17 protein-coding genes and 1 riboswitch are annotated in these 20,191 nt (G+C 34.5%); of the genes, 14 read left to right on the top strand and 3 right to left on the bottom strand.

From position 1 onward, the window contains the following. The first annotated feature begins 1 nt into the window (after window position 1). The 3 genes from bsdE14_RS09455 to bsdE14_RS09445 all read left to right on the top strand — a co-directional run bounded on the left by bsdE14_RS09455 (window position 2) and on the right by bsdE14_RS09445 (window position 4,913). Complete coding sequence (locus tag bsdE14_RS09455) at window positions 2–2,155, top strand: PAS domain-containing sensor histidine kinase (RefSeq protein ID WP_264849686.1); 2,154 nt, start codon at window positions 2–4, stop codon at window positions 2,153–2,155. Continuing rightward, window positions 2,152–3,501: a sigma-54-dependent transcriptional regulator gene (locus bsdE14_RS09450; protein ID WP_264849685.1), complete on the top strand. Its 1,350-nt coding sequence runs from the start codon at window positions 2,152–2,154 to the stop codon at window positions 3,499–3,501. Before bsdE14_RS09455 ends, bsdE14_RS09450 begins: the two co-directional genes overlap by 4 nt. 191 nt (window positions 3,502–3,692) lie before the next feature. Next, entirely contained in the window at window positions 3,693–4,913 is a 1,221-nt protein-coding gene (locus tag bsdE14_RS09445) for an ammonium transporter (protein ID WP_264849684.1), read from the top strand. A gap of 62 nt (window positions 4,914–4,975) precedes the next feature. Here the strand turns inward: bsdE14_RS09445 and bsdE14_RS09440 are convergent, their stop codons facing one another. Then, entirely contained in the window at window positions 4,976–5,569 is a 594-nt protein-coding gene (locus tag bsdE14_RS09440; protein ID WP_264849683.1) for a protein kinase, read from the bottom strand. 169 nt (window positions 5,570–5,738) lie between these two features. Here bsdE14_RS09440 and bsdE14_RS09435 point away from each other — a divergent pair, with 169 nt between their 5' ends. Then, window positions 5,739–7,466, top strand: a complete 1,728-nt coding sequence (locus bsdE14_RS09435) for a sensor domain-containing diguanylate cyclase (protein WP_264849682.1) — start codon at window positions 5,739–5,741, stop codon at window positions 7,464–7,466. Between the two features lie 35 nt (window positions 7,467–7,501). Here the strand turns inward: bsdE14_RS09435 and bsdE14_RS09430 are convergent, their stop codons facing one another. Together bsdE14_RS09430 and bsdE14_RS09425 are read right to left on the bottom strand one after the other, a co-directional pair. Continuing rightward, a complete protein-coding gene (locus bsdE14_RS09430) occupies window positions 7,502–8,083 on the bottom strand; it encodes an HD domain-containing protein (RefSeq protein WP_264849680.1) in 582 nt (193 codons plus the stop codon). 187 nt (window positions 8,084–8,270) lie between these two features. Next, window positions 8,271–9,443: an NAD(P)-dependent malic enzyme gene (locus bsdE14_RS09425; protein WP_264849679.1), complete on the bottom strand. Its 1,173-nt coding sequence runs from the start codon at window positions 9,441–9,443 to the stop codon at window positions 8,271–8,273. 297 nt (window positions 9,444–9,740) lie between these two features. Then, window positions 9,741–9,923: riboswitch (Lysine riboswitch) on the top strand. Between the two features lie 162 nt (window positions 9,924–10,085). Between bsdE14_RS09425 and kal the strand changes: the two genes are divergently transcribed. From kal to kamE, 10 genes are all read left to right on the top strand, one after another. Next, a complete protein-coding gene (kal, locus tag bsdE14_RS09420; protein WP_264849678.1) occupies window positions 10,086–10,466 on the top strand; it encodes a 3-aminobutyryl-CoA ammonia lyase in 381 nt (126 codons plus the stop codon). Window positions 10,467–10,491: 25 nt separating this feature from the next. After that, window positions 10,492–11,313, top strand: a complete 822-nt coding sequence (gene kce / locus bsdE14_RS09415; RefSeq protein ID WP_264849677.1) for a 3-keto-5-aminohexanoate cleavage enzyme — start codon at window positions 10,492–10,494, stop codon at window positions 11,311–11,313. 36 nt (window positions 11,314–11,349) lie between these two features. After that, entirely contained in the window at window positions 11,350–12,003 is a 654-nt protein-coding gene (gene atoD, locus bsdE14_RS09410) for an acetate CoA-transferase subunit alpha (RefSeq protein ID WP_264849676.1), read from the top strand. A gap of 1 nt (window position 12,004) precedes the next feature. After that, window positions 12,005–12,670 (top strand): CoA transferase subunit B, encoded by a 666-nt coding sequence (locus tag bsdE14_RS09405; RefSeq protein ID WP_264849675.1) that lies wholly within the window; start codon window positions 12,005–12,007, stop codon window positions 12,668–12,670. 30 nt (window positions 12,671–12,700) lie between these two features. Further along, window positions 12,701–13,735, top strand: coding sequence for an L-erythro-3,5-diaminohexanoate dehydrogenase (kdd, locus tag bsdE14_RS09400; RefSeq protein WP_264849674.1), 1,035 nt, complete (start codon window positions 12,701–12,703; stop codon window positions 13,733–13,735). A 109-nt stretch (window positions 13,736–13,844) separates the two neighbouring features. Further along, window positions 13,845–15,116: a lysine 2,3-aminomutase gene (kamA, locus tag bsdE14_RS09395; protein ID WP_264849673.1), complete on the top strand. Its 1,272-nt coding sequence runs from the start codon at window positions 13,845–13,847 to the stop codon at window positions 15,114–15,116. Window positions 15,117–15,183: 67 nt separating this feature from the next. Then, window positions 15,184–16,221, top strand: a complete 1,038-nt coding sequence (gene kamB, locus bsdE14_RS09390) for a lysine 5,6-aminomutase reactivase subunit KamB (protein WP_264849672.1) — start codon at window positions 15,184–15,186, stop codon at window positions 16,219–16,221. Further along, complete coding sequence (gene kamC / locus bsdE14_RS09385; protein WP_264849670.1) at window positions 16,208–17,689, top strand: lysine 5,6-aminomutase reactivase ATPase KamC; 1,482 nt, start codon at window positions 16,208–16,210, stop codon at window positions 17,687–17,689. The genes kamB and kamC overlap by 14 nt, the downstream gene beginning before the upstream one ends. 68 nt (window positions 17,690–17,757) lie before the next feature. Next, entirely contained in the window at window positions 17,758–19,311 is a 1,554-nt protein-coding gene (kamD, locus tag bsdE14_RS09380) for a lysine 5,6-aminomutase subunit alpha (RefSeq protein WP_264849669.1), read from the top strand. A gap of 20 nt (window positions 19,312–19,331) precedes the next feature. Continuing rightward, on the top strand, window positions 19,332–20,120 hold the full coding sequence (kamE, locus tag bsdE14_RS09375; protein ID WP_264849667.1) for a lysine 5,6-aminomutase subunit beta: 789 nt from the start codon (window positions 19,332–19,334) through the stop codon (window positions 20,118–20,120). Window positions 20,121–20,191 lie beyond the last annotated feature (71 nt).

Here is a 20,191-nt window from a genome sequence, read left to right as displayed (position 1 = left end):
TATGAAAATGAATTTTAAAAGAAACTCCATGCAAATGAAACTCATGACGTTCTTTACTATTTTAGCCGGGACGTTAATAATTAGTGTAGGCTTTTTGTTCTTTAGAAGTACAAAAGAGGCAATAAACATTTCAAAAGAGAAGGAGTTTATTACCCTTGCACAGGAAACCTCAAATAAAATAGAAAGATATATGTTTGAAAGATATGGAGACATTCAAGTAATGGTTAATTCCCCATTGTTAAAAACAAATAATATAGGGGCGGCTGTAAAGCTTGATTATTTAAATAGTGTAAGAGAAGCTTATAAGGCCTATGATTATATTTTTATCACTGATGAGCATGGTACAATACAAGTTAATTCAGGTGAGCTTAAGAGTGATGAAGAGTATAAAAGATTTTTACCAGAGGTACTAAAAGGAAATAGTTATGTGTCAGACTTCACATATTCTGAAAGCTCAAAGTCATATGTAGTTTATTATGCTGCACCTATAGTTGATGACTTGAAGCATATTAAAGGAGCCGTAGTTGAAAGAATGAATTTTAATTCAATTGCAGATATAGTTAAGAACGTAAAGTTAGGCGAAAAGGGTTATGCGTATCTAGTCAGCAGTAAGGGTGAATATATTTTTAGCCCTTTTAAGGGGTCAGATGTAATAAAAAATATAGATGAAAATAAATATGGCACGTTTTATATAAAGCATAATAATATTAATTACTTTTCAGCTACTTACAGCATTAGAAAATATGATACTCAAAGGGATAACTGGTATGTAGCTGTTGAAGAGCCTGTGAAGGAAGCTTACGAGGTTTCGTATAGACTGAGAAGTTATACAATAATAGTACTTTTCATATCTTTGTTTATAGTATTTATATTAGTAACCCTTATGTCAAAGAAAATTACAAAGCCAATCAAAGAGCTGCTAAAGGAGACTCAAAGTGCTGCTGAAGGTGATATTGGACAAAATATTAATATTGATAGCAGGGATGAGATTGGTGACTTAGCAGATTCCTTTAATATAATGTTGAATAACTTAAAATCAATGATGCAGCAAGTGCTTAAGGTATCAGGGGAAGCAGCATCTATGGAGCAGGTTAGACAGTACACAGAAAAATTTATTGATAATGTTCAAAGCGCCATAGTAACAATAGATAGCTCTGGCAAAATAACAAGCTTTAATCATCAAGCAAGCTATATTTTTGGGATAGATGCAGCTATGATTTTGCATAAGAATATAAGTGATTTAGATAACGAAAATATGAAGCCTATTGCTGAACTTCTAAGGAAAGGACTTGAAGAGGATTTAATATATATAAAACATATCATAAAAATAAAAAATAATAGGGGAATAGAACTTCCCATTATGATTAATACTTCACTGCAAAAGGATGAAAGCGGAAAACTTCTTGGTGTTATTGGAGTATTTAGAAGCGTAGAAGAAGTAAAACAGCTGGAGGAAAGTGTTTTAAGAGCAAAGAATCTTGAAGCGCTTGGCTCTCTGTCAGCTGGTATGGCACATGAGATAAGAAATCCCCTTACCTCTATTAAGGGTTATGCCCAATTTATTAAAACTGAACTTGAAGTTGATAGCGAGCTATACAATGATATATCTGTGATTATATCAGAAGTAGATAGGTTAAATAATATAATAGATAGATTTTTAGCTTTTGCAAAACCAGGCGATTTGAACTTAGAATATTGTGATATAAATAAAATAATCGGAGTAGTAATTAACCTTATTAATAGAGACAATCTTATGAAGAATATAGCTTTAGAAACTGAGCTTGAGAAACTACCTTGTACTAAGGCTGATTTTGACCAAATTGAACAGGTGCTTTTAAATATTTGTATAAATGCAATTCAGGCAATGCCTCAGGGAGGAACCTTGAGCATTAATACAAAATATAAAAAGTCCTATGAAACAATTGAAATTGAAATTGCAGATACGGGGGAGGGTATTAGTACAGAAAACCAGGATAAAATATTTGAACCTTTTTTCACTACTAAAGAAAAGGGAACTGGTCTTGGGCTTGCTATTTGTTCTAGAATAGTAGAAAATCATAAGGGAGTAATAGAAGTTAATAGTACTTCAAAGGCAGGTACAATTTTTATCATAAAACTTCCGGTTAGTAATGATGAGGATAAGGTGAGGCTATGAGAAACAAATCTATTCTAATAGTTGATGATGAACAAAATGTATGTAATCTATTAAATAAAATATTTGTAAAGGAAGGATACACAGCCTACACAGCTTATAATGGAGAAGAGGCACTAAAAATAATAGATAGTAATGAAATTGATATAGTTATAACAGATATAAAAATGCCTGGAATGACAGGTGTAGAGCTGCTTAAAAATATTAATAGGATAGATCCTTCTATTAAAGTCATATTAATTACCGCTTTTGCTACCCTAGATACGGCACTTGAAGCACTTAGAAGTGGAGCTAAGGATTATATTATCAAGCCTTTTAATATTGAGGATGTACTCATGGCTGTTAATAAAATTGCCAATGATAAAAACGATGAAACAAGTGAAGATATAAAAAAGGATTACAATACAATTAAAAATCAGCTTGAAAGCAAAAGTCCAGCAATGTTAAAAACAATAGATATGATAGAACAGGTTGCAGATACGAAGGCAACGGTAATGATATATGGAGAAACAGGTACGGGTAAGGAGTTAGCTGCACAAGCACTTCATAATTTTAGTTCAAGAGGGGATAAACCTTTTATAAAGGTTAATTGCGCTGCTATTCCAGATGCTTTATTAGAAAGTGAGCTTTTTGGTTATGAAAAAGGAGCTTTTACTGGCGCTATAATAAAGAAACCGGGAAAGTTTGAACTGGCTGATGGAGGAACAATATTTTTAGATGAAATAGGGGATATATCACAAGCTTTGCAGGTAAAGCTTCTTAGAGTGCTTCAGGAAAGGGAAATTGAGCATTTAGGTGGTGTTAAGACAATAAAAATAGATGTAAGAATTATTGCTGCTACTAATAAAAATTTGGAGGAACTTGTTAAGAAGGGAGATTTTAGAGAAGATCTTTATTATAGACTTAATGTAGTACCTATAATGCTTCCACCATTAAGAGAAAGAAGAGAAGACATCAAATCTTTAGCAGAAGGCTTTCTTAAAAAGTCCTCTTTTATCTCCGGTAAGCATCAAAAGGTTATTAGTGATGGTGCTATACAAAGGCTTATGAGCTATAATTGGCCCGGAAATATTAGAGAGCTTGAGAATATTATTGAGAGATGTGTAGTCATAACCTCAAAGGATGTAATAGGTGAGGAGGATTTACCAGCCTATGTTAAAGTGAGTTCTGAGGAACAAATTTCAGAGGAAGAAGCTACTCTTGACGAGGTGCTTGACTGTACAGAAAAAGATGTGATAATAAAAACCTTGAAGGAATGGGATGGTAATAGGACTAAGGCAGCTGAAGCGTTAGGAATAAGCAGAAGATCGCTTCATAGGAAGATTGTAAAGTATAATATTGAAGAATAAATAATAGCTTTAGTTATAAAAGTGGGACATATTTGTCACAGGTGTGCGAATTTGTCCCACTTTTTTGACACAGTATAGCCAATTATTGTAAACGTTTAAGAAAAATAGAGGCCATCCAGAGGAATAATGATGTTGGCACAATGTTTGCTTTGTATATAAGAGCGATTATTTTTATTAGGGAGGAATTTTATATGCCACAGATTAATGCAGGTGATACTGCTTTTGTCCTTATAAGTGCCGCTCTTGTTTGTCTAATGACACCTGGACTAGCATTTTTTTATGGAGGACTAGTAAGAAAGAAAAATGTTTTAACTATTATGATGCAGAGTTTTATATCTATGGGAATAGTTACTTTAATTTGGATTTTTGGGGGCTTTAGTTTAGCTTTTGGCCCCGATGTTCATGGAATTATCGGTAATCTACAGTACTTTGGACTTAAGGGTGTTGGTATGGCACCAAATCCAACTTATGGTCCAACTATACCATTTCTAAGCTTTTTCACTTATCAGGAGATGTTTGCCATAATAACTCCTGCGCTTATAACAGGTGCTTTTGCAGATAGAGTCAATTTTAAGAGCTATTTAAAGTTTCTTGTTATATGGAGTATAGTGATTTATATTCCACTTTGTCACTGGATTTGGGGAGGAGGCTTCCTTCAAAAATTAGGCGTTGTTGACTTTGCTGGAGGAATTGTTGTTCACGTAAGTGCAGGTATAGCAGCGCTTGCTTCAGTATTCTTCGTTGGAAAGAGAAAGATACTTCCAGGGGAAAAGACTACTCCTCATAACATAGCTTTTGTTGCTCTAGGCACAGGGCTTTTATGGTTTGGGTGGTTCGGGTTTAATGGCGGAAGTGCCCTTGGTGCTAATGGCATTGCAGCAACAGCATTTATCAATACAGATATAGCAGGTTCTATAGCAATGGTAACTTGGCTGATTATATCATGGAAACATGAGAAGAAGCCTACTCTAGTTGGAGCTTTAACTGGTTCAGTAGCAGGACTTGCTACCATAACACCTGCAGCCGGTTACGTAAGACCTTGGGCGGCAGTAGTCATAGGAATACTTGCAGCTGCTGTATGCTATTTAGCTGTACAGGTTAGAATCAAGCTAGACTGGGATGATGCCCTTGATGTTTGGGGTGTTCATGGTGTAGGAGGAATATTAGGTTCTATACTAGTTGGAGTTTTTGCAGAAGCAAGTGTTAACGGGGTAAAAGGATTAATATTTGGAGACTTTCATCAGTTTGCAGTTCAGCTTTTAGCAGTAATATTTACAGGTGCTTATTCATTTATAGTTACTTTTGGAATACTTAAAGTACTTGATAAATTTGAGCCTGTAAGAGTAAGTGAAGCTGCAGAAATTAAAGGCCTAGATGAATCACTTCATGGTGAAGTTGCTTACGATTTATAATTTGTAAAATTAATTAAAAAATAAAGGTGATATCCTTAAATTTTGGATATCACCTTTTACTTTTAATAGTTTTCATCTAATTCTTTTCTTTCATCTTGGTATTCATGGATTTTATTAATCCACCTTTTATATAATTTACAGTCCTGTTCTTTTAAGACCTGAAGAAAATAATCAAGCACACCAAGCTTATCTAGGCCCTTGGACAAATGCCTTGGAAAGTTTCTTTCTTTTGAAAAGCACTTTTTAGGATCAATAATCATTAAAGAGCCATCTGGCTGTATAAAAATATCTTTGCACCTAATATCAATCTTTTTAAACTTAAGCTTTTCAAATTCTTTAAGTAAAACAATAATTTTTTTGGCCAGTTCCTTACTTAACCCATTATGCTTTATGTAATCTCTCATGCATACTCCATCTACATAATCTCGAATCATGTAGTTACCACCAATTTCGTATATTCTGGGAAAGTATTTGTTGCCATTAACCTTTTTAAGGATATAAGCTTCTCCTTTAAAGCTTTTTTCATTAAAGCATATTTTTATAACTTTATTATCAGGGAGAAGGATTACTACCCCATTGTGGCCTCGTCCAAGCATCTTATGATCAAGCAAATTTATATCTGAATAATTAGATTTGTGTTTGTGCTTTCCTCCCATATAAAACACCTTCTTATAAGTTTTTATACCTTCATATATAGTATGAGTTCAGCAGTGTATATGTTACTGGTGAATTTTAATTGGCTTTATGCTAAAATAGTAGTACATTAGTAAGTTAATATAAATTTAGACAAAATTTGATGTGCGTTGGTTTAGGAGACGGTATTTTATGAAATCTAACATTTATCGCATAATAACTGTAGCATCAATATTCTTAACTCTTAGTATAATAATAGCTTTAAATAAGTACGAAACAGATATCAAACCTGTAGTAGATATATCAAAAGATTGGACAATCCAATATGGAGATAAGCGGTTTGTAGATGATTTTAGCTATAATTCAGATAGCAAAATCGGAGTGGAAAAAAGAATAACTTTGACTAATAAGTTTATAATACCTGAAGCAAATAAAAGTACAGATTTATATCTGAAGCTTGGAAAGACATACGGAAGTTATAAATTGTATGTAAATGATGTGTTTTTAGGTGGAGCTGGAGATATGCCCCCAAATTATAGAAGCGGATGGACTAATTTGGGCTTTTTTATGCTGCCCGATATAGCTATTGACAAGAATAGAGAAAATACTATAAGGATGGAGTATTATTCTGATTATGCTTCTGGATTTATATCAAAACCTATGATAATCAATTATAGAGATGCTTCTAGATTATTTTCTATATCTATGTTTTATAATCATACGATATATATTATAATAATGACTTTGCTTGCAGCAGTATCCTTATTCTTTTTATACATATATAAAAGTTCTATTAAAGAAAAGTATATTCTTTATTTTTCATTGATTACTGCTAATCTATTTATATATTATAATAGTTATGTGTGGCCATTCGCTTTTGCTAGGGATTTTCAAATTTTAAAAATAACAGAATCAGCATTGTTTATTTCTATTATCTTGTTTATATATTTTATAAAGAGTTATTTAGGAATAAACATAAATAAATTTGATAAAGTTCTTCATCGTGGACAGATGTCATTAGTATTTTGCTCATTATTTATTTCGAGTATAGGAAGGTATAATCAATTTAGGGACATATTTCATATAATTATTGTGTTTGATATATGTTATATTATTTTTATTGCGGCGAGAGCAGTAATAGATAAAGTACATAACTCAAAGTATATTTTTGTTATTACATTAACAGCCTTAATGTTTATAATTCATGATAGTATTAATTTTATAATACCAAGTACGAGAAGGTATACTTTACTTTTCAATTTTCCAATAAGCGTATTTATTTTACCTACTGTAATTATGAACTTAGCATTAACCTTTGCACTAAAAATTGAAGAATTACAAAGCTGTTCATTGCAGTATTCGGACAAGCTTAAAAATTTAAATCATATGCTTAAGGATATTATAGATGAAAATAATGTATTATATTCTAAGACCATAACGGATTATCTTACAGGAACTTATAATAGAAACTTTTTAGAAATTTCCTACAAAAAACAAATGGAGGATATGAAGGGTGAAGATAGCTATGCTCTATTTTTTATTGATATAGATAATTTTAGAGACTTCAATAACAATTATGGACATGAGGTAGGAGATTTTATACTTAAAAGCTTTGTTAATTGTATAAATGAAGAACTGGATCCTATAGATATATTTGTACGGTATAGCGGTGATGAATTTGTAATATTGATGTATGATAATGAACCATTAAAGCATAAAATTGTGGCAGAAAGGATACTCAAAGGCTTTGAAACTTCAAAATTTGAGTACAAAGAAAAAAATTATAGTATAAGCTGCTCAATAGGTATTAAGCTGATTAAAAATAATACCTTAAGTCTTGATAATGCTTTAAAATTAGCTGATATGGCCATGTATAGAGCTAAGGCAAATGGTAAGAGCAGCTATCATATATTAGAATAAATGGTGGAAGAGATCTAATCCTTTCCACCATTTTTTTATTGAGCACCTGCTAAGCCTATTTCTTCAGCAGCAGCTTTCATTCCGTTTATTGTCTCTTCAATAACCTTATCCATTTCTATTCCAAGCCTTTTTGCACCTTTTTCAATTAGGTCTCTATCTACTCCAGCCGCAAAGCTTTTTTGCTTCCACTTTTTCTTAACTGATTTTACTTCTAAGTCAAGAATGCTTTTACTAGGTCTCATAAGTACTGTGGCTGTAATAAGCCCAGTCAACTCATCAATTGTATAAAGGACCTTTTCCATTGTTTCTACAGGTTCTACATTAGTACAGATTCCATAGCCGTGACATTCCACAGCATGTATGTATGACTCTGGATAGTTTTTGCTTTTTAATATATCCCTTGCTTTTATGCAGTGCTCTTCTGGGTAAAGTTCGTAATCTATATCATGAAGAAGTCCTATAATTCCCCATTTTTCAATATCACTTTCATCAAAAAGCTTTGCAAAGTGTCTCATAACGGCTTCTACAGATAGAGCATGTTTTATTAAACTATCACTTTTTGTGTATTCCTTCAGAAGCAGTAAAGCAGCTTCCCTAGTAGGCATCAATTCACTCATGATTTATCCCTCCGTTTGAACAATAATTAATATAAGTTTAATGCTAACTATTTTTAGTGTCAACGACTTGAAAGCTTTGAAAAGAAAAACTTTTATAGCATGAAAATATAAAAGGCTGCTGACATTGTCAACAGCCTAAGTTTTATTAATGATAAATATTTATATAAATATTAAATTTACTTGAAAATTATAGTCTAGCTACTCCGCTCTTTCTAGCTGCTTCTCTTACTGCGTCAGCAACTTTGCTTTGAACTTCCTTGTTGAAAGATTTTGGTATTATATAATCTTCATTTAATTCATTTTCAGGAATTGAGTTTGCTATAGCATAAGCTGCGGCAACCTTCATTTCTTCATTGATTTCTCTAGCTCTTACATCTAGAGCTCCTCTGAATATTCCAGGGAAAGCAAGTACGTTGTTTACTTGATTTGGGAAGTCAGATCTTCCTGTACCAATAACTCTTGCTCCTGCCTTCTTAGCATCTTCAGGGAATATTTCTGGTGTTGGGTTAGCCATAGCAAAGATTATAGCATCTTTATTCATAGCTTTAACCATTTCCTCAGTTACTGTACCAGGAGCTGAAACTCCTATAAATACATCTGCACCCTTCAGCGCATCAGCAAGAGAGCCGGCAGTTTTATTTAAGTTTGTTATTTTTGCAATTTCTTCCTTTGATACATCAAGACCGCCGCGGCCTTCATATATAGCACCTTTTCTATCGCACATAGTAATATCTTTTACACCTGAGGATAGAAGAAGCTTTGTTATAGCAACTCCAGCAGCACCTGCTCCGTTTGTTACAATCTTTAAGTCTTCAAGCTTTTTGTTAACAATCTTTAGTGCGTTTATAAGACCAGCTAAAGTAACAACAGCTGTACCGTGTTGATCATCATGGAATACAGGTATATCAAGTCTTTCTTTTAATTTTCTTTCAATTTCAAAGCATCTTGGTGCTGATATATCTTCTAGGTTTATTCCACCAAGACCTGGGGCAATTCTAACTACTGTTTCAACTATTTCATCTGCATCCTTTGTATCAAGAACTATAGGAAATGCATCTACATCTCCAAAAGTTTTGAATAGTACAGATTTTCCTTCCATTACTGGAAGTGAGCCTAATGGACCGATATCTCCAAGTCCTAATACTGCAGTTCCATCAGATACTACTGCAATTGTGTTCCATTTTCTAGTATAAACATAAGCTAAATCAGGATTTTTTTCAATTTCAAGACAAGGTTGAGCAACTCCAGGAGTATAAGCCAAACTTAAGTCTTGTGAAGTATTTACTGGTACTCTTGATACTATTTCTAACTTACCTCTTTTTTCTTCGTGGAATTTTAAAGATTCTTCGTATATAGTCATACTTATCATCCCTTCTTATGTATATTATTTTTTAGGAAAGTGGTAGTTATTCATCCAAGTTCCTTTTTAATCTTCGTATTTTTAATACCATCCTTATTATAACCTTATTGTTAATAATGAGTCAATTCAATAAACGGATTATTAAAGCCTCATAATGACAAAATGAATGAAAAATCAACGTGAATATATAGAAAAGGCGGAATATATGTAATTTAATAAATTTTCAGTATATATTGACAACATAGTATAGTTAGAATATAATAAAGTTAGGATTTATTAGAAAAAAATCACATATAATACATAAATAGAGGCGCAAGCAAATGTGTAGTTCTTAGGTGTTAAGAAGAAGAACCTTTAAGACTAAGAGCGAAGGATTTGTCTGCCGAAAGAACAGGTTTGTTCTTGAACCTGCTCTTGGGGATAAAGGAAACTACCCTTATCCTTGCCATGAAAATTCATTCATGGAGAGCTATTTATGTGATGAGAATAAAGATTTTCATTGCATGAATGGCTATCAAATGAATGATGGCTCTTTCAAACGTGTCCAATTAAGCACTGAAAACCTTTCAGTGCTTTTTTATTTTGCATAAGCTTATGCAAGATAAAATATAAAAAATATTAAATATGCAAGGGGGAGAGGATTTGAAAGCACTAATTAGAATGAGAATGAGCGCACATGATGCTCACTATGGTGGTAACTTAGTTGATGGCGCAAGAATGCTTCAACTATTTGGAGATGTAGCCACAGAGTTACTTATAAGAAATGATGGAGATGAAGGGCTTTTTAGAGCTTATGACAATGTAGAATTTTTAGCTCCAGTATTTGCAGGTGACTACATAGAAGCAGATGGTGAAATTGTTGAGTGTGGTAATAGCTCAAGAAAAATGGTTTTTGAAGCTAGAAAGGTTATTATTCCTAGACCTGATATCAATGATTCAGCTTGTGATGTACTAGAAACACCAATAGTAGTTTGCAGAGCCAGTGGAACTTGCGTAGTACCAAAGGATAAGCAAAGAAAGTAAAAACTATAGGAAATGGGGGAATTTCATGGATAAGCTAATAATAACAGCAGCTATATGTGGTGCAGAAGTTACAAAGGAACACAATCCGGCTGTACCATATACTGTAGAAGAAATAGGCAGAGAAGCAGAAGCCGCTTACAGAGCAGGTGCAAGTATTATACACCTTCATGTAAGACAAGATGATGGTACTCCAACTCAAGATAAAGAAAGATTTAGACTTTGTATAGAAGAGATAAAAAGAAGATGCCCTGATGTTATAATTCAACCTTCTACAGGTGGAGCAGTGGGAATGAGCAACGAGGAAAGACTTCAGCCAATATATTTACACCCTGAAATGGCTACTCTTGATTGCGGGACTTGTAACTTTGGAGGAGACGAAATATTTGTAAACACAGAAAATGCTATTAAAGAATTTGGCCAAAAGATGATTGAACTTGGGATAAAGCCTGAAGTAGAAGTATTTGACAAAGGAATGATAGACTCAGCAATAAGACTTCAAAAGAAGGGTTTTATAAAAGCACCAATGCATTTTAACTTCGTAATGGGAGTTAATGGAGGAATCAGTGCAACACTAAGAGATTTTGACTTCTTAATGGGGAGTATACCTGAAGGAAGTACCTTTACCGTATCGGGAATAGGAAGAAATCAATTTCAAGTTGCAGCCATGTCTATAGTGTCCGGTGGGCATGTTAGAGTAGGATTTGAAGACAACGTTTACATTTCTAAAGGTGTTCCTGCAAAGTCAAATGGAGAGATGGTAGAAAAGGTAGTAAGACTTGCTAAGGAGCTTGGAAGAGAAATAGCAACTCCAGCAGAAGCTAGAGAAATATTAGGTCTTAAAAAATAAATATGTGGGTGAAATTATATTAGGGGGTTGGGGTAAATGAATAAGGTAGTAATGCCAGAGGAGCTAAAGCCCTTATTTAAGGATGGAATGACTATAATGATAGGTGGCTTTTTAGGCTGTGGTACTCCTCATAAAATAATCGATTTGCTTATAGCAATGAACGTTAAGGATTTAACAATTATTGCCAATGATACAAGTTATGTTGATAAGGGCATAGGTAGACTTGTTGTTAACAAACAAGTTAAAAAAGTTATAGCATCCCATATAGGAACAAATTCAGAAACTGGAAGACTTATGAATGAGGGCTTAATGGAGGTTGAATTAGTTCCACAGGGAACCTTAATTGAAAGAATTAGAGCAGGCGGCTCTGGACTTGGAGGGGTTTTGACTCCAACAGGGGTTGGAACTGTGGTAGAGGAAGGAAAGCAAAAGCTGACTATAAATGGCAAAGAATATCTGTTAGAGCTTCCTTTAAGGGCTGATTTATCTATAATCAAAGGAACTATTGTAGACGACTTTGGAAATGTATTTTACAAGGGAACTACAAGAAACTTTAATCCTATAATTGCAATGGCTGGAGATAAGGTTGTAGTGGAAGCTGAAAAGCTTGTAAAAGCTGGTGAGCTAAACCCAGACTATGTTATAACTCCAGGAGTATTAGTTGATTATATCATAGAGGGGATTGATTAATATGATTACAGATAGCAAGCTTGCAAAGCAAATTATAGCAAAAAGAGTTGCTCAAGAACTAAGAGATGGCCAGCTAGTAAACCTAGGAATAGGACTCCCAACTATGGTTGCAAATTATGTACCAGAAGGAATGTCTGTTACCTTTCAATCGGAAAATGGGATGGTAGGAATGGGACCTGCAAGTGAGGCAGGAGAAGAGGATGTTGATATAACAAACGCTGGGGGACAGTATGTAACAATTCTACCCCACGGAGCTTACTTTGACAGCTCAGTATCCTTTGCACTTATTAGAGGAGGACACGTTGACATTACTGTGCTTGGTGCTTTAGAAGTAGACCAAGAAGGAAATCTGGCAAACTGGATTATACCAGGAAAGATGGTACCTGGAATGGGTGGAGCAATGGATTTAGTTACTGGAGCTAAAAGGGTAATAGTAGCTATGCAGCATACAGGAAAGGGAGAACCAAAAATTCTTAAAAAGTGTAAACTGCCGCTAACTGCAAAGGCAGAGGTAGATTTAATAGTTACAGAGCTTTGCGTTCTTGAGGTTACTAAGGAAGGCTTAGTGCTAAGAGAAATAAACAAAGACACTACAATTGATGAAGTTAAATCAGTGACAGAAGCTGATTTGATTATACCAGAACAAATTAAAGTTATGGATGTATAAAAAATAAAGGATGATGGGGAGGATTTTATTATGAAAAAAGGATGTAAATATGGTACACACAGAGTAATTGAACCACAAGGAGTTCTAACTCAAGCAGCTCAAAAAATATCAAACGATATGGAGATCTACAGCAATGAAATATTAGTAGATGTTCAATCACTTAATATTGACTCAGCTAGCTTTACTCAACTTAAAAAGACTGCAGATGGAGATATAGAAAAAATTAAGTCACAAATACTAGAAATAGTTGGTGAAAGAGGAAAGATGCAAAATCCTGTAACAGGATCAGGCGGAATGTTCATAGGAACAATAGCTAAAATAGGAGAGGACCTAAAGGATAGAGACCTTAAGGTTGGAGACAAAATAGCTTCTCTAGTTTCACTTTCCTTAACTCCATTAAAGATAGACGAAATAGTAGATGTTAAGACTAACATAGACAGAGTAGATATAAAAGGTCAAGCTATACTATTTGAAAGTGGAATATATGCTAAGCTTCCAAGTGATATGACTGAAAACCTAGCATTAGCAGCTCTAGATGTAGCAGGAGCACCAGCTCAAACAGCTAAGCTTGTTAAGCCAGGACAAAGCGTATTAATTCTTGGTGCAGCAGGAAAATCAGGTATGTTATGCTGCTACGAAGCAATGAAGAGAGTAGGACCAACTGGAAAAGTTATAGGACTAGTAAGAAAACAAGAACAAGCAGCTAAGCTTAAAGAACTTGGACTATGTCATGAAGTTATTCTAGCAGATGCTCAAAGACCAGTTGAGGTTTTAAATAAGACACTAGAAGCTAATAATGGAAAAGAAGTTGATATCTCTATTAGCTGCGTTAACATCCAAAATACAGAAATGGCTTGCATACTTCCAGTTAAGGATGATGGTACAGTTTACTTCTTCTCAATGGCTACTAGCTTCACAAAGGCAGCCCTTGGAGCAGAAGGTGTTGGTAAGGATGTAAATATGATAATAGGTAATGGTTATACAAAAGATCATGCTGAAATTACTCTTTCAGAATTAAGAGAAAATGAAAAGCTTAGAAAAGTTTTTGAAGAATTATATGTTTAATAATTATATGTTTAATTGATTTGAGAAATGGGATTTAATTAATGTTTATCCATGGAGGCAGAAGGAAGTATAATCCTTCTGTGCAAAGTGGAATACAGGGGGTTCAAAAATGAAAGTTAATAGAAGATTCGAGCTGTTCAAGGATGTGCCTGATGAGCAGTGGAATGACTGGAAGTGGCAAGTAAGGAATAGAATAGAGACAGTTGAAGATTTGAAAAAGTATATTCCACTTACCAAGGAGGAAGAGGAGGGTGTAGTTAAGTGCCTTCAAAGCTTAAGAATGGCTATAACTCCATATTATCTATCACTTATAGATATTAACGATCCTCATGATCCAGTGAGAAAACAAGCAATACCAACGGCGCTAGAGCTGCACAAGTCTAGCTGTGAGGCAGCTGACCCACTACATGAGGATGGGGATTCTCCTGTACCTGGGTTAACTCACAGATATCCTGATAGGGCATTACTTCTTGTTACTGATCAATGTTCTATGTATTGCAGACATTGCACAAGAAGAAGATTTGCAGGACAGCATGATTCATCACTTCCAATGAAACAAATAGATAATGCTATAGATTATATAGCTAAGACTCCAGTTATAAGAGATGTTTTGATTTCCGGAGGAGATCCACTTCTTTTATCAGATGATAAGCTAGAGTATATAATTAAAAGACTTAGAGAAATTCCACACGTGGAAATAGTAAGAATAGGTTCAAGAACTCCTGTAGTTATGCCTCAAAGAATAACTGAGGACTTAGTTAACATGCTTAAGAAGTATCATCCAATTTGGCTTAATACTCACTTCAACCATACAAACGAAATAACAGAGGACTCGAAAAGAGCTTGTGAGTTGTTAGCTAATGCTGGAATACCTCTTGGAAACCAGTCAGTTTTACTAAGGGGAGTAAACGACTGTGTGCATGTAATGAAAAAGCTAGTAAATGAACTAGTAAAAATAAGAGTAAGACCTTATTACATTTATCAATGTGACCTTTCTATGGGACTAAGCCACTTTAGAACACCTGTAGCAAAGGGAATTGAAATAATAGAAGGTCTAAGAGGACATACTTCAGGCTTCTGCGTACCAACCTTTGTAGTTGATGCACCTGGAGGTGGCGGTAAAACTCCAGTTATGCCGAACTATGTTATATCACAAGGAGCAAACAAAATAATATTAAGAAACTTTGAAGGAGTAATAACGACTTATTCAGAGCCAGAAAACTATACTCCTGGATGTAACTGTGAGGTTTGCAGAGGGGAAGTAAGTGTTAAAAAAGTAGGAGTTTCAGGACTTTTAAATGGTCAACAATTGTCACTGGAACCAGAAGGACTAGAGAGAAAACAAAGAGAAAAGTCCAAACACCAAGTTGCTTCGGTGTAAGCATTTATTAGGGGATATTTTATTTTGATTGGTGGGTTCAGTTAATATATATAAAGAGGTAAAACATATGGCAAAGATAGATATATTAGATAAAATAAGGCCATATAAAACAGTATCCATAATTGGAATGGATAAAAATGTAGGTAAGACTACTGTTCTTAATTATATTTTAAAAGAGGCCAGGGGAAAGCTTTCTCTTGGTCTCACCTCCATTGGTAGAGATGGTGAGGATAAGGACAGAGTTACCTTAACAAAAAAGCCTAAGATTTATGTGGAAAGAGGTACATTAATTGCCACGGCAAAACAATGCCTTTTTAGCAGTGATATTACAAAAGAGATAATAAATAGCACTGGGATACACACTCCTATGGGAGAAGTAATTATTGCAAAAGCACTTAGTGATGGCTACGTAGAACTGGGAGGGCCTTCTATAAATGCTTATATGCAGTCTATATGTGCTGAGCTTCTAGATTATAGAGTAGACTTAGTACTGGTTGATGGAGCATTAAGCAGAAAGACCTCTGCATCACCAGCTATTACGGAAGCGGCAATTCTTTCTACAGGAGCTTCCTTAGGCAGAGATATAAATAAAGTAGTAGAGATGACGAGCTATACAGTAAAATTGCTGTCGATTGAACAGGAATTGAACAAGGATGTTCTAAGTTTATATGAGAATAGTTTAAGAAATGCAAGAGTAGGGATTATTTATAGAGGTGGAGACATAGAAAGTCTAGATGTAATGACTTCCTTAGAGGCTTCCAAGGAAATTGTTCAAAAGCTTAATGGGAATGTTAGCCACGTAGTTATCAGGGGGATAGTTACTGATAGCATCTTAGAGGACATAATGAATTCAACAGATAGATATAAAGGAGTGACCTTTCTAGTAGAGGATGGCACAAAACTATTTATAAAGCAAGAAACACTATATAAATTTCAAGGTCAAGGAGCTATTATCAAGGCTTTTGACGGGATAAATTTGAAGTGTGTTACTTGTAATCCTAAAGCTCCTTATGGATATGAATTTGACAGGTACAAATTTCTTGAAGAGCTTAAAAAGAATATTTCATTGCCAGTATATGATGTTGTAGGGGGTGAAGGCTATTAAGTTTTTAGATAGTGAACAAAGAGAGCAGGTAGGCTTTTCTTTTATATTGGAAAAGCTAGACTTATTAACCCCTTATGGAATGGAAGAAAAGAAGCACATAAAACCTTTTGGAAGAACAAAAAAAAGTGAACTCATTGCTGAGTTTGAAAATATAGATATGGTGTTATCCAGTTTTAGTGAAAATAAAACTGTTTTTAGGGAAATAGAAAGATGTTTTTATAAACTAAAGGACATAAGAGCTTCCATTAAAAGGTGTGATAATTTAATAACTTTAGATGATGTAGAGCTTTTTGAAATAAAGAGTTTTGGTATTCTAATTGGAGATTTTTTAGAGAGCTTTAAAAAGTTGGATTTAAAGATTGATTGTTTAAAATTCCATTCTCTTGAGGGTCTAGTCAGTCTATTAGACCCTGAAGAGAAAAGAATTCCTACATTTTACATATACGATAATTATTCTAAAAGGCTGAAAGATATAAGGATTGAAAAGAGAAGCCTTGAGGAAAAGATAATGGTAGAAAATGATGAGGAAAAGGTCAAAGAACTTAAGAGCTTAAGGCTTAAGAAGGTAATTGCAGAGGAAGAGGAAGAACTCAGTATTAGAAAACATTTGACTGAGGAAATAAACAAGTATGTTTTAGAAATAGATGAAAATATAAAAGCTATTGCAAAGCTTGATTTATTGTTAGCAAAGGCAAAGCTTGCTAAGACATATGGCGGTATTAAACCTGTAATTTCAGAAAAAATGGAGCTGCATTTTAGAGGCTTATTTAACCCGGAAATTAAGGAGATACTTGGTCAGAGAGGAAAAGAATTTACTCCTATAAGTATAGACTTAAAGGATGGTACCACCATAATCACTGGGGCAAATATGGGAGGAAAAAGCGTAGCACTAAAAAGCATTGTGTTGAATGTAATGCTGGCGCAGTGCGGCTTTTATATTTTTTCAGAAGAAGCTGTGGTTCCTGTGGTTGACTTTATATACTTTATTTCAGATGATATGCAGTCTATTTCTAAAGGACTAAGCACCTTTGGCGCTGAAATTATAAAGCTTAAGGAAGTTATACTTAGTGCAAAAGCACAAAAGGGCTTCATTGCCTTGGACGAATTTGCCAGGGGTACAAATCCAAAGGAAGGCTACTATTTAGTAAAATCTCTAGCAAAGTATCTCTCAGATTTTGATTCCATAAGCCTTATATCTACACATTATGATGGAGTAGTAGAGGGTGAAATGGTGCATTATCAAGTGGCTGGACTTAAGAATGTAGATTTTAACTCATTAAAATATAAGATAGATTTAAATAGAAAATTCTCTGTAGAAATAATACAAGAACATATGGATTATAAGCTTGAGAGAGTTTCTAAGGAGAATAAGGTACCAAAGGATGCATTAAATATATGCATGCTATTAGGACTTGAAGAGGAACTAGTAGAGCTTGCAAAAAGTTACTATAAAGAAGATAAAAGCTAATAAATAGCTGAGGCTATTAATAATAATTGATTTTTTAAAATTTATTAATATAGGTAGGGGGATTAGTTATGGAAAGCAAGTTAAACTTGAATTGGGACTTAGTAGACAAAAGCAGACAGGCTGCTAAAAGTATTGCTCTTGACACTCAAGAATTTATTGACAGACACACTACTGTAACGGTAGAAAGAACAATATGCAGACTTTTAGGTATTGATGGGGTAAATGAGTTTGGAGTTCCTCTTCCTAATGTGGTGGTAGATAACATCAAAAACGGAAATGGACTTTCACTTGGGGCTGCGGCTTATATAGGAAATGCTATGGTGAATACAAAACTTTCACCACAGGAGATAGCTGAAAAGGTAGCAAAGGGAGAGCTTGATTTAACAAAACTTCCAATGGCAGATGCCTTTGAAATAAAGCTAGCTATAAATAATATAGCAAAGGAAACAGTTGAAAGAATAAAGTCCAATAGAGCAAAGAGGGATGAATACCTAGGCAAGTTTGGAGACAAACAAGGACCTTATTTATATGTAATAGTTGCAACAGGAAACATATATGAAGATATAACTCAGGCTGTTGCAGCAGCAAAGCAGGGAGCAGATGTAATTGCTGTTATAAGAACTACAGGACAAAGCTTACTTGATTATGTACCTTATGGCGCTACTACTGAAGGCTTTGGTGGAACTTTTGCAACTCAAGAAAACTTTAGACTTATGAGAAATGCTCTTGATGAAGTAGGCGAAGAGCTTGGAAGATATATAAGATTATGCAACTACTGCTCAGGACTGTGCATGCCTGAAATAGCTGCTATGGGAGCACTTGAAAGACTTGATGTTATGCTTAATGATGCTCTTTATGGAATATTATTTAGAGATATTAATATGCAAAGAACCATTGTAGACCAATACTTTTCAAGAATAATTAATGGCTTCGCAGGAGTTATTATAAACACTGGAGAGGACAACTATTTAACCACTGCTGATGCAGTAGAAGAAGCACATACAGTACTGGCTTCTCAATTTATAAATGAGCAATTTGCACTTTTAGCTGGTCTTCCAGAGGAGCAAATGGGGCTAGGCCATGCGTTTGAAATAGACCCAAGTTTAAAAAATGGCTTCTTATATGAATTAGCACAAGCTCAGATGGCAAGGGAAATCTTTCCTAAGGCACCATTAAAGTATATGCCTCCTACAAAGTTTATGACTGGAAATATATTCAGGGGACATGTTCAGGATGCACTATTCAACATGGTAACTATTATGACATCACAAAAGCTGCATCTTTTAGGAATGCTAACAGAAGCAATTCATACTCCATTTATGTCAGACAGAGCGCTGTCAATAGAGAATGCTCAGTATATCTTTAATACTATGGCTGATCTAGGAGATGAAATAACCTATAAAAAAGGCGGAATAATGGAAAATAGAGTAGACGAAGTTTTAAATAAGGCCTGCGATCTACTAAGTGAAATAGAAGGTATGGGACTTTTCAAAACTCTTGAAAAAGGAGTATTTGGAGGAGTTAAGAGACCAATTGATGGCGGCAAAGGCCTTGATGGTGTTGTAGAGAAGGACAGTAATTACTTAAATCCATTCATAGAGCTTATGCTGAATAGAGCGTAAGGGGTAAAGGAGGAGTTACAATGAGCGGAGGATTATATTCAACTGATAAGAAGGATTATGATAAGAGCTTAGACCTAACAAAGGTTAAGCCATACGGAGATACAATGAATGACGGAAAGGTTCAGCTAAGCTTTACACTTCCCGTACCAGATGGAGATAGAGCAGTAGAAGCAGCTAAGCAGCTTGCAAAGAAAATGGGACTTGAAGACCCATCAGTAGCACACCACCATGCACTTGATAAGGAATTTACCTTTTTCGTTGTCTACGGAGGAGTGGCGCATTCAATAGATTACACTTCAATTCATGTTCAAAGTGTTGAGGTAAACACCATGAGTATGGAAGAAGTAAATGATTATATAAAAGAAAATATTAAGCGTAAAGTAGTAGTTATAGGGGCTAGCACAGGAACTGATGCCCATACTGTTGGTATAGATGCTATTATGAATATGAAAGGCTTTGCTGGTCACTATGGACTTGAAAGATACGAAATGATAGAAGCATATAATCTTGGCAGTCAAGTGACAAATGAAGAGTTTATAAAGAAGGCTATAGAGCTTAAGGCAGATGTACTTTTAGTATCTCAAACAGTAACACAAAAGAACATTCATATACAAAATCTAACTGAGCTCGTTGAGTTATTGGAAGCCGAAGGCCTAAGAGACAAAGTGGTATTAATCTGCGGAGGACCAAGAATATCTCATGAACTAGCTAAGGAACTAGGCTATGATGCAGGTTTTGGACCAGCAAAATATGCTGATGACGTTGCAACCTTTGCAGTAACTGAATTAGTGGAAAGAAAATTAGTATAATATAAAGCGTTAGATACCCTCTATGCATATGCATGGAGGGTATTTTAAATTTTCAAAATTTTTCAGCAATA

This window comes from Clostridium omnivorum (assembly GCF_026012015.1).
In the GTDB taxonomy this organism is placed as follows: Bacteria; Bacillota; Clostridia; order Clostridiales; family Clostridiaceae; genus Clostridium_AX; species Clostridium_AX omnivorum.
This window is presented reverse-complemented; position numbering and strand designations above follow the sequence as displayed.

Coding starts and splice junctions, on each gene's coding strand:
- bsdE14_RS09455 (WP_264849686.1), top strand. CDS start 2: ATGAAAATGAATTTTAAAAGAAACTCCATGCAAATGAAACTCATGACG.
- bsdE14_RS09450 (WP_264849685.1), top strand. CDS start 2,152: ATGAGAAACAAATCTATTCTAATAGTTGATGATGAACAAAATGTATGT.
- bsdE14_RS09445 (WP_264849684.1), top strand. CDS start 3,693: ATGCCACAGATTAATGCAGGTGATACTGCTTTTGTCCTTATAAGTGCC.
- bsdE14_RS09440 (WP_264849683.1), bottom strand. CDS start 5,569: ATGGGAGGAAAGCACAAACACAAATCTAATTATTCAGATATAAATTTG.
- bsdE14_RS09435 (WP_264849682.1), top strand. CDS start 5,739: ATGAAATCTAACATTTATCGCATAATAACTGTAGCATCAATATTCTTA.
- bsdE14_RS09430 (WP_264849680.1), bottom strand. CDS start 8,083: ATGAGTGAATTGATGCCTACTAGGGAAGCTGCTTTACTGCTTCTGAAG.
- bsdE14_RS09425 (WP_264849679.1), bottom strand. CDS start 9,443: ATGACTATATACGAAGAATCTTTAAAATTCCACGAAGAAAAAAGAGGT.
- kce (WP_264849677.1), top strand. CDS start 10,492: ATGGATAAGCTAATAATAACAGCAGCTATATGTGGTGCAGAAGTTACA.
- atoD (WP_264849676.1), top strand. CDS start 11,350: ATGAATAAGGTAGTAATGCCAGAGGAGCTAAAGCCCTTATTTAAGGAT.
- bsdE14_RS09405 (WP_264849675.1), top strand. CDS start 12,005: ATGATTACAGATAGCAAGCTTGCAAAGCAAATTATAGCAAAAAGAGTT.
- kdd (WP_264849674.1), top strand. CDS start 12,701: ATGAAAAAAGGATGTAAATATGGTACACACAGAGTAATTGAACCACAA.
- kamA (WP_264849673.1), top strand. CDS start 13,845: ATGAAAGTTAATAGAAGATTCGAGCTGTTCAAGGATGTGCCTGATGAG.
- kamB (WP_264849672.1), top strand. CDS start 15,184: ATGGCAAAGATAGATATATTAGATAAAATAAGGCCATATAAAACAGTA.
- kamD (WP_264849669.1), top strand. CDS start 17,758: ATGGAAAGCAAGTTAAACTTGAATTGGGACTTAGTAGACAAAAGCAGA.
- kamE (WP_264849667.1), top strand. CDS start 19,332: ATGAGCGGAGGATTATATTCAACTGATAAGAAGGATTATGATAAGAGC.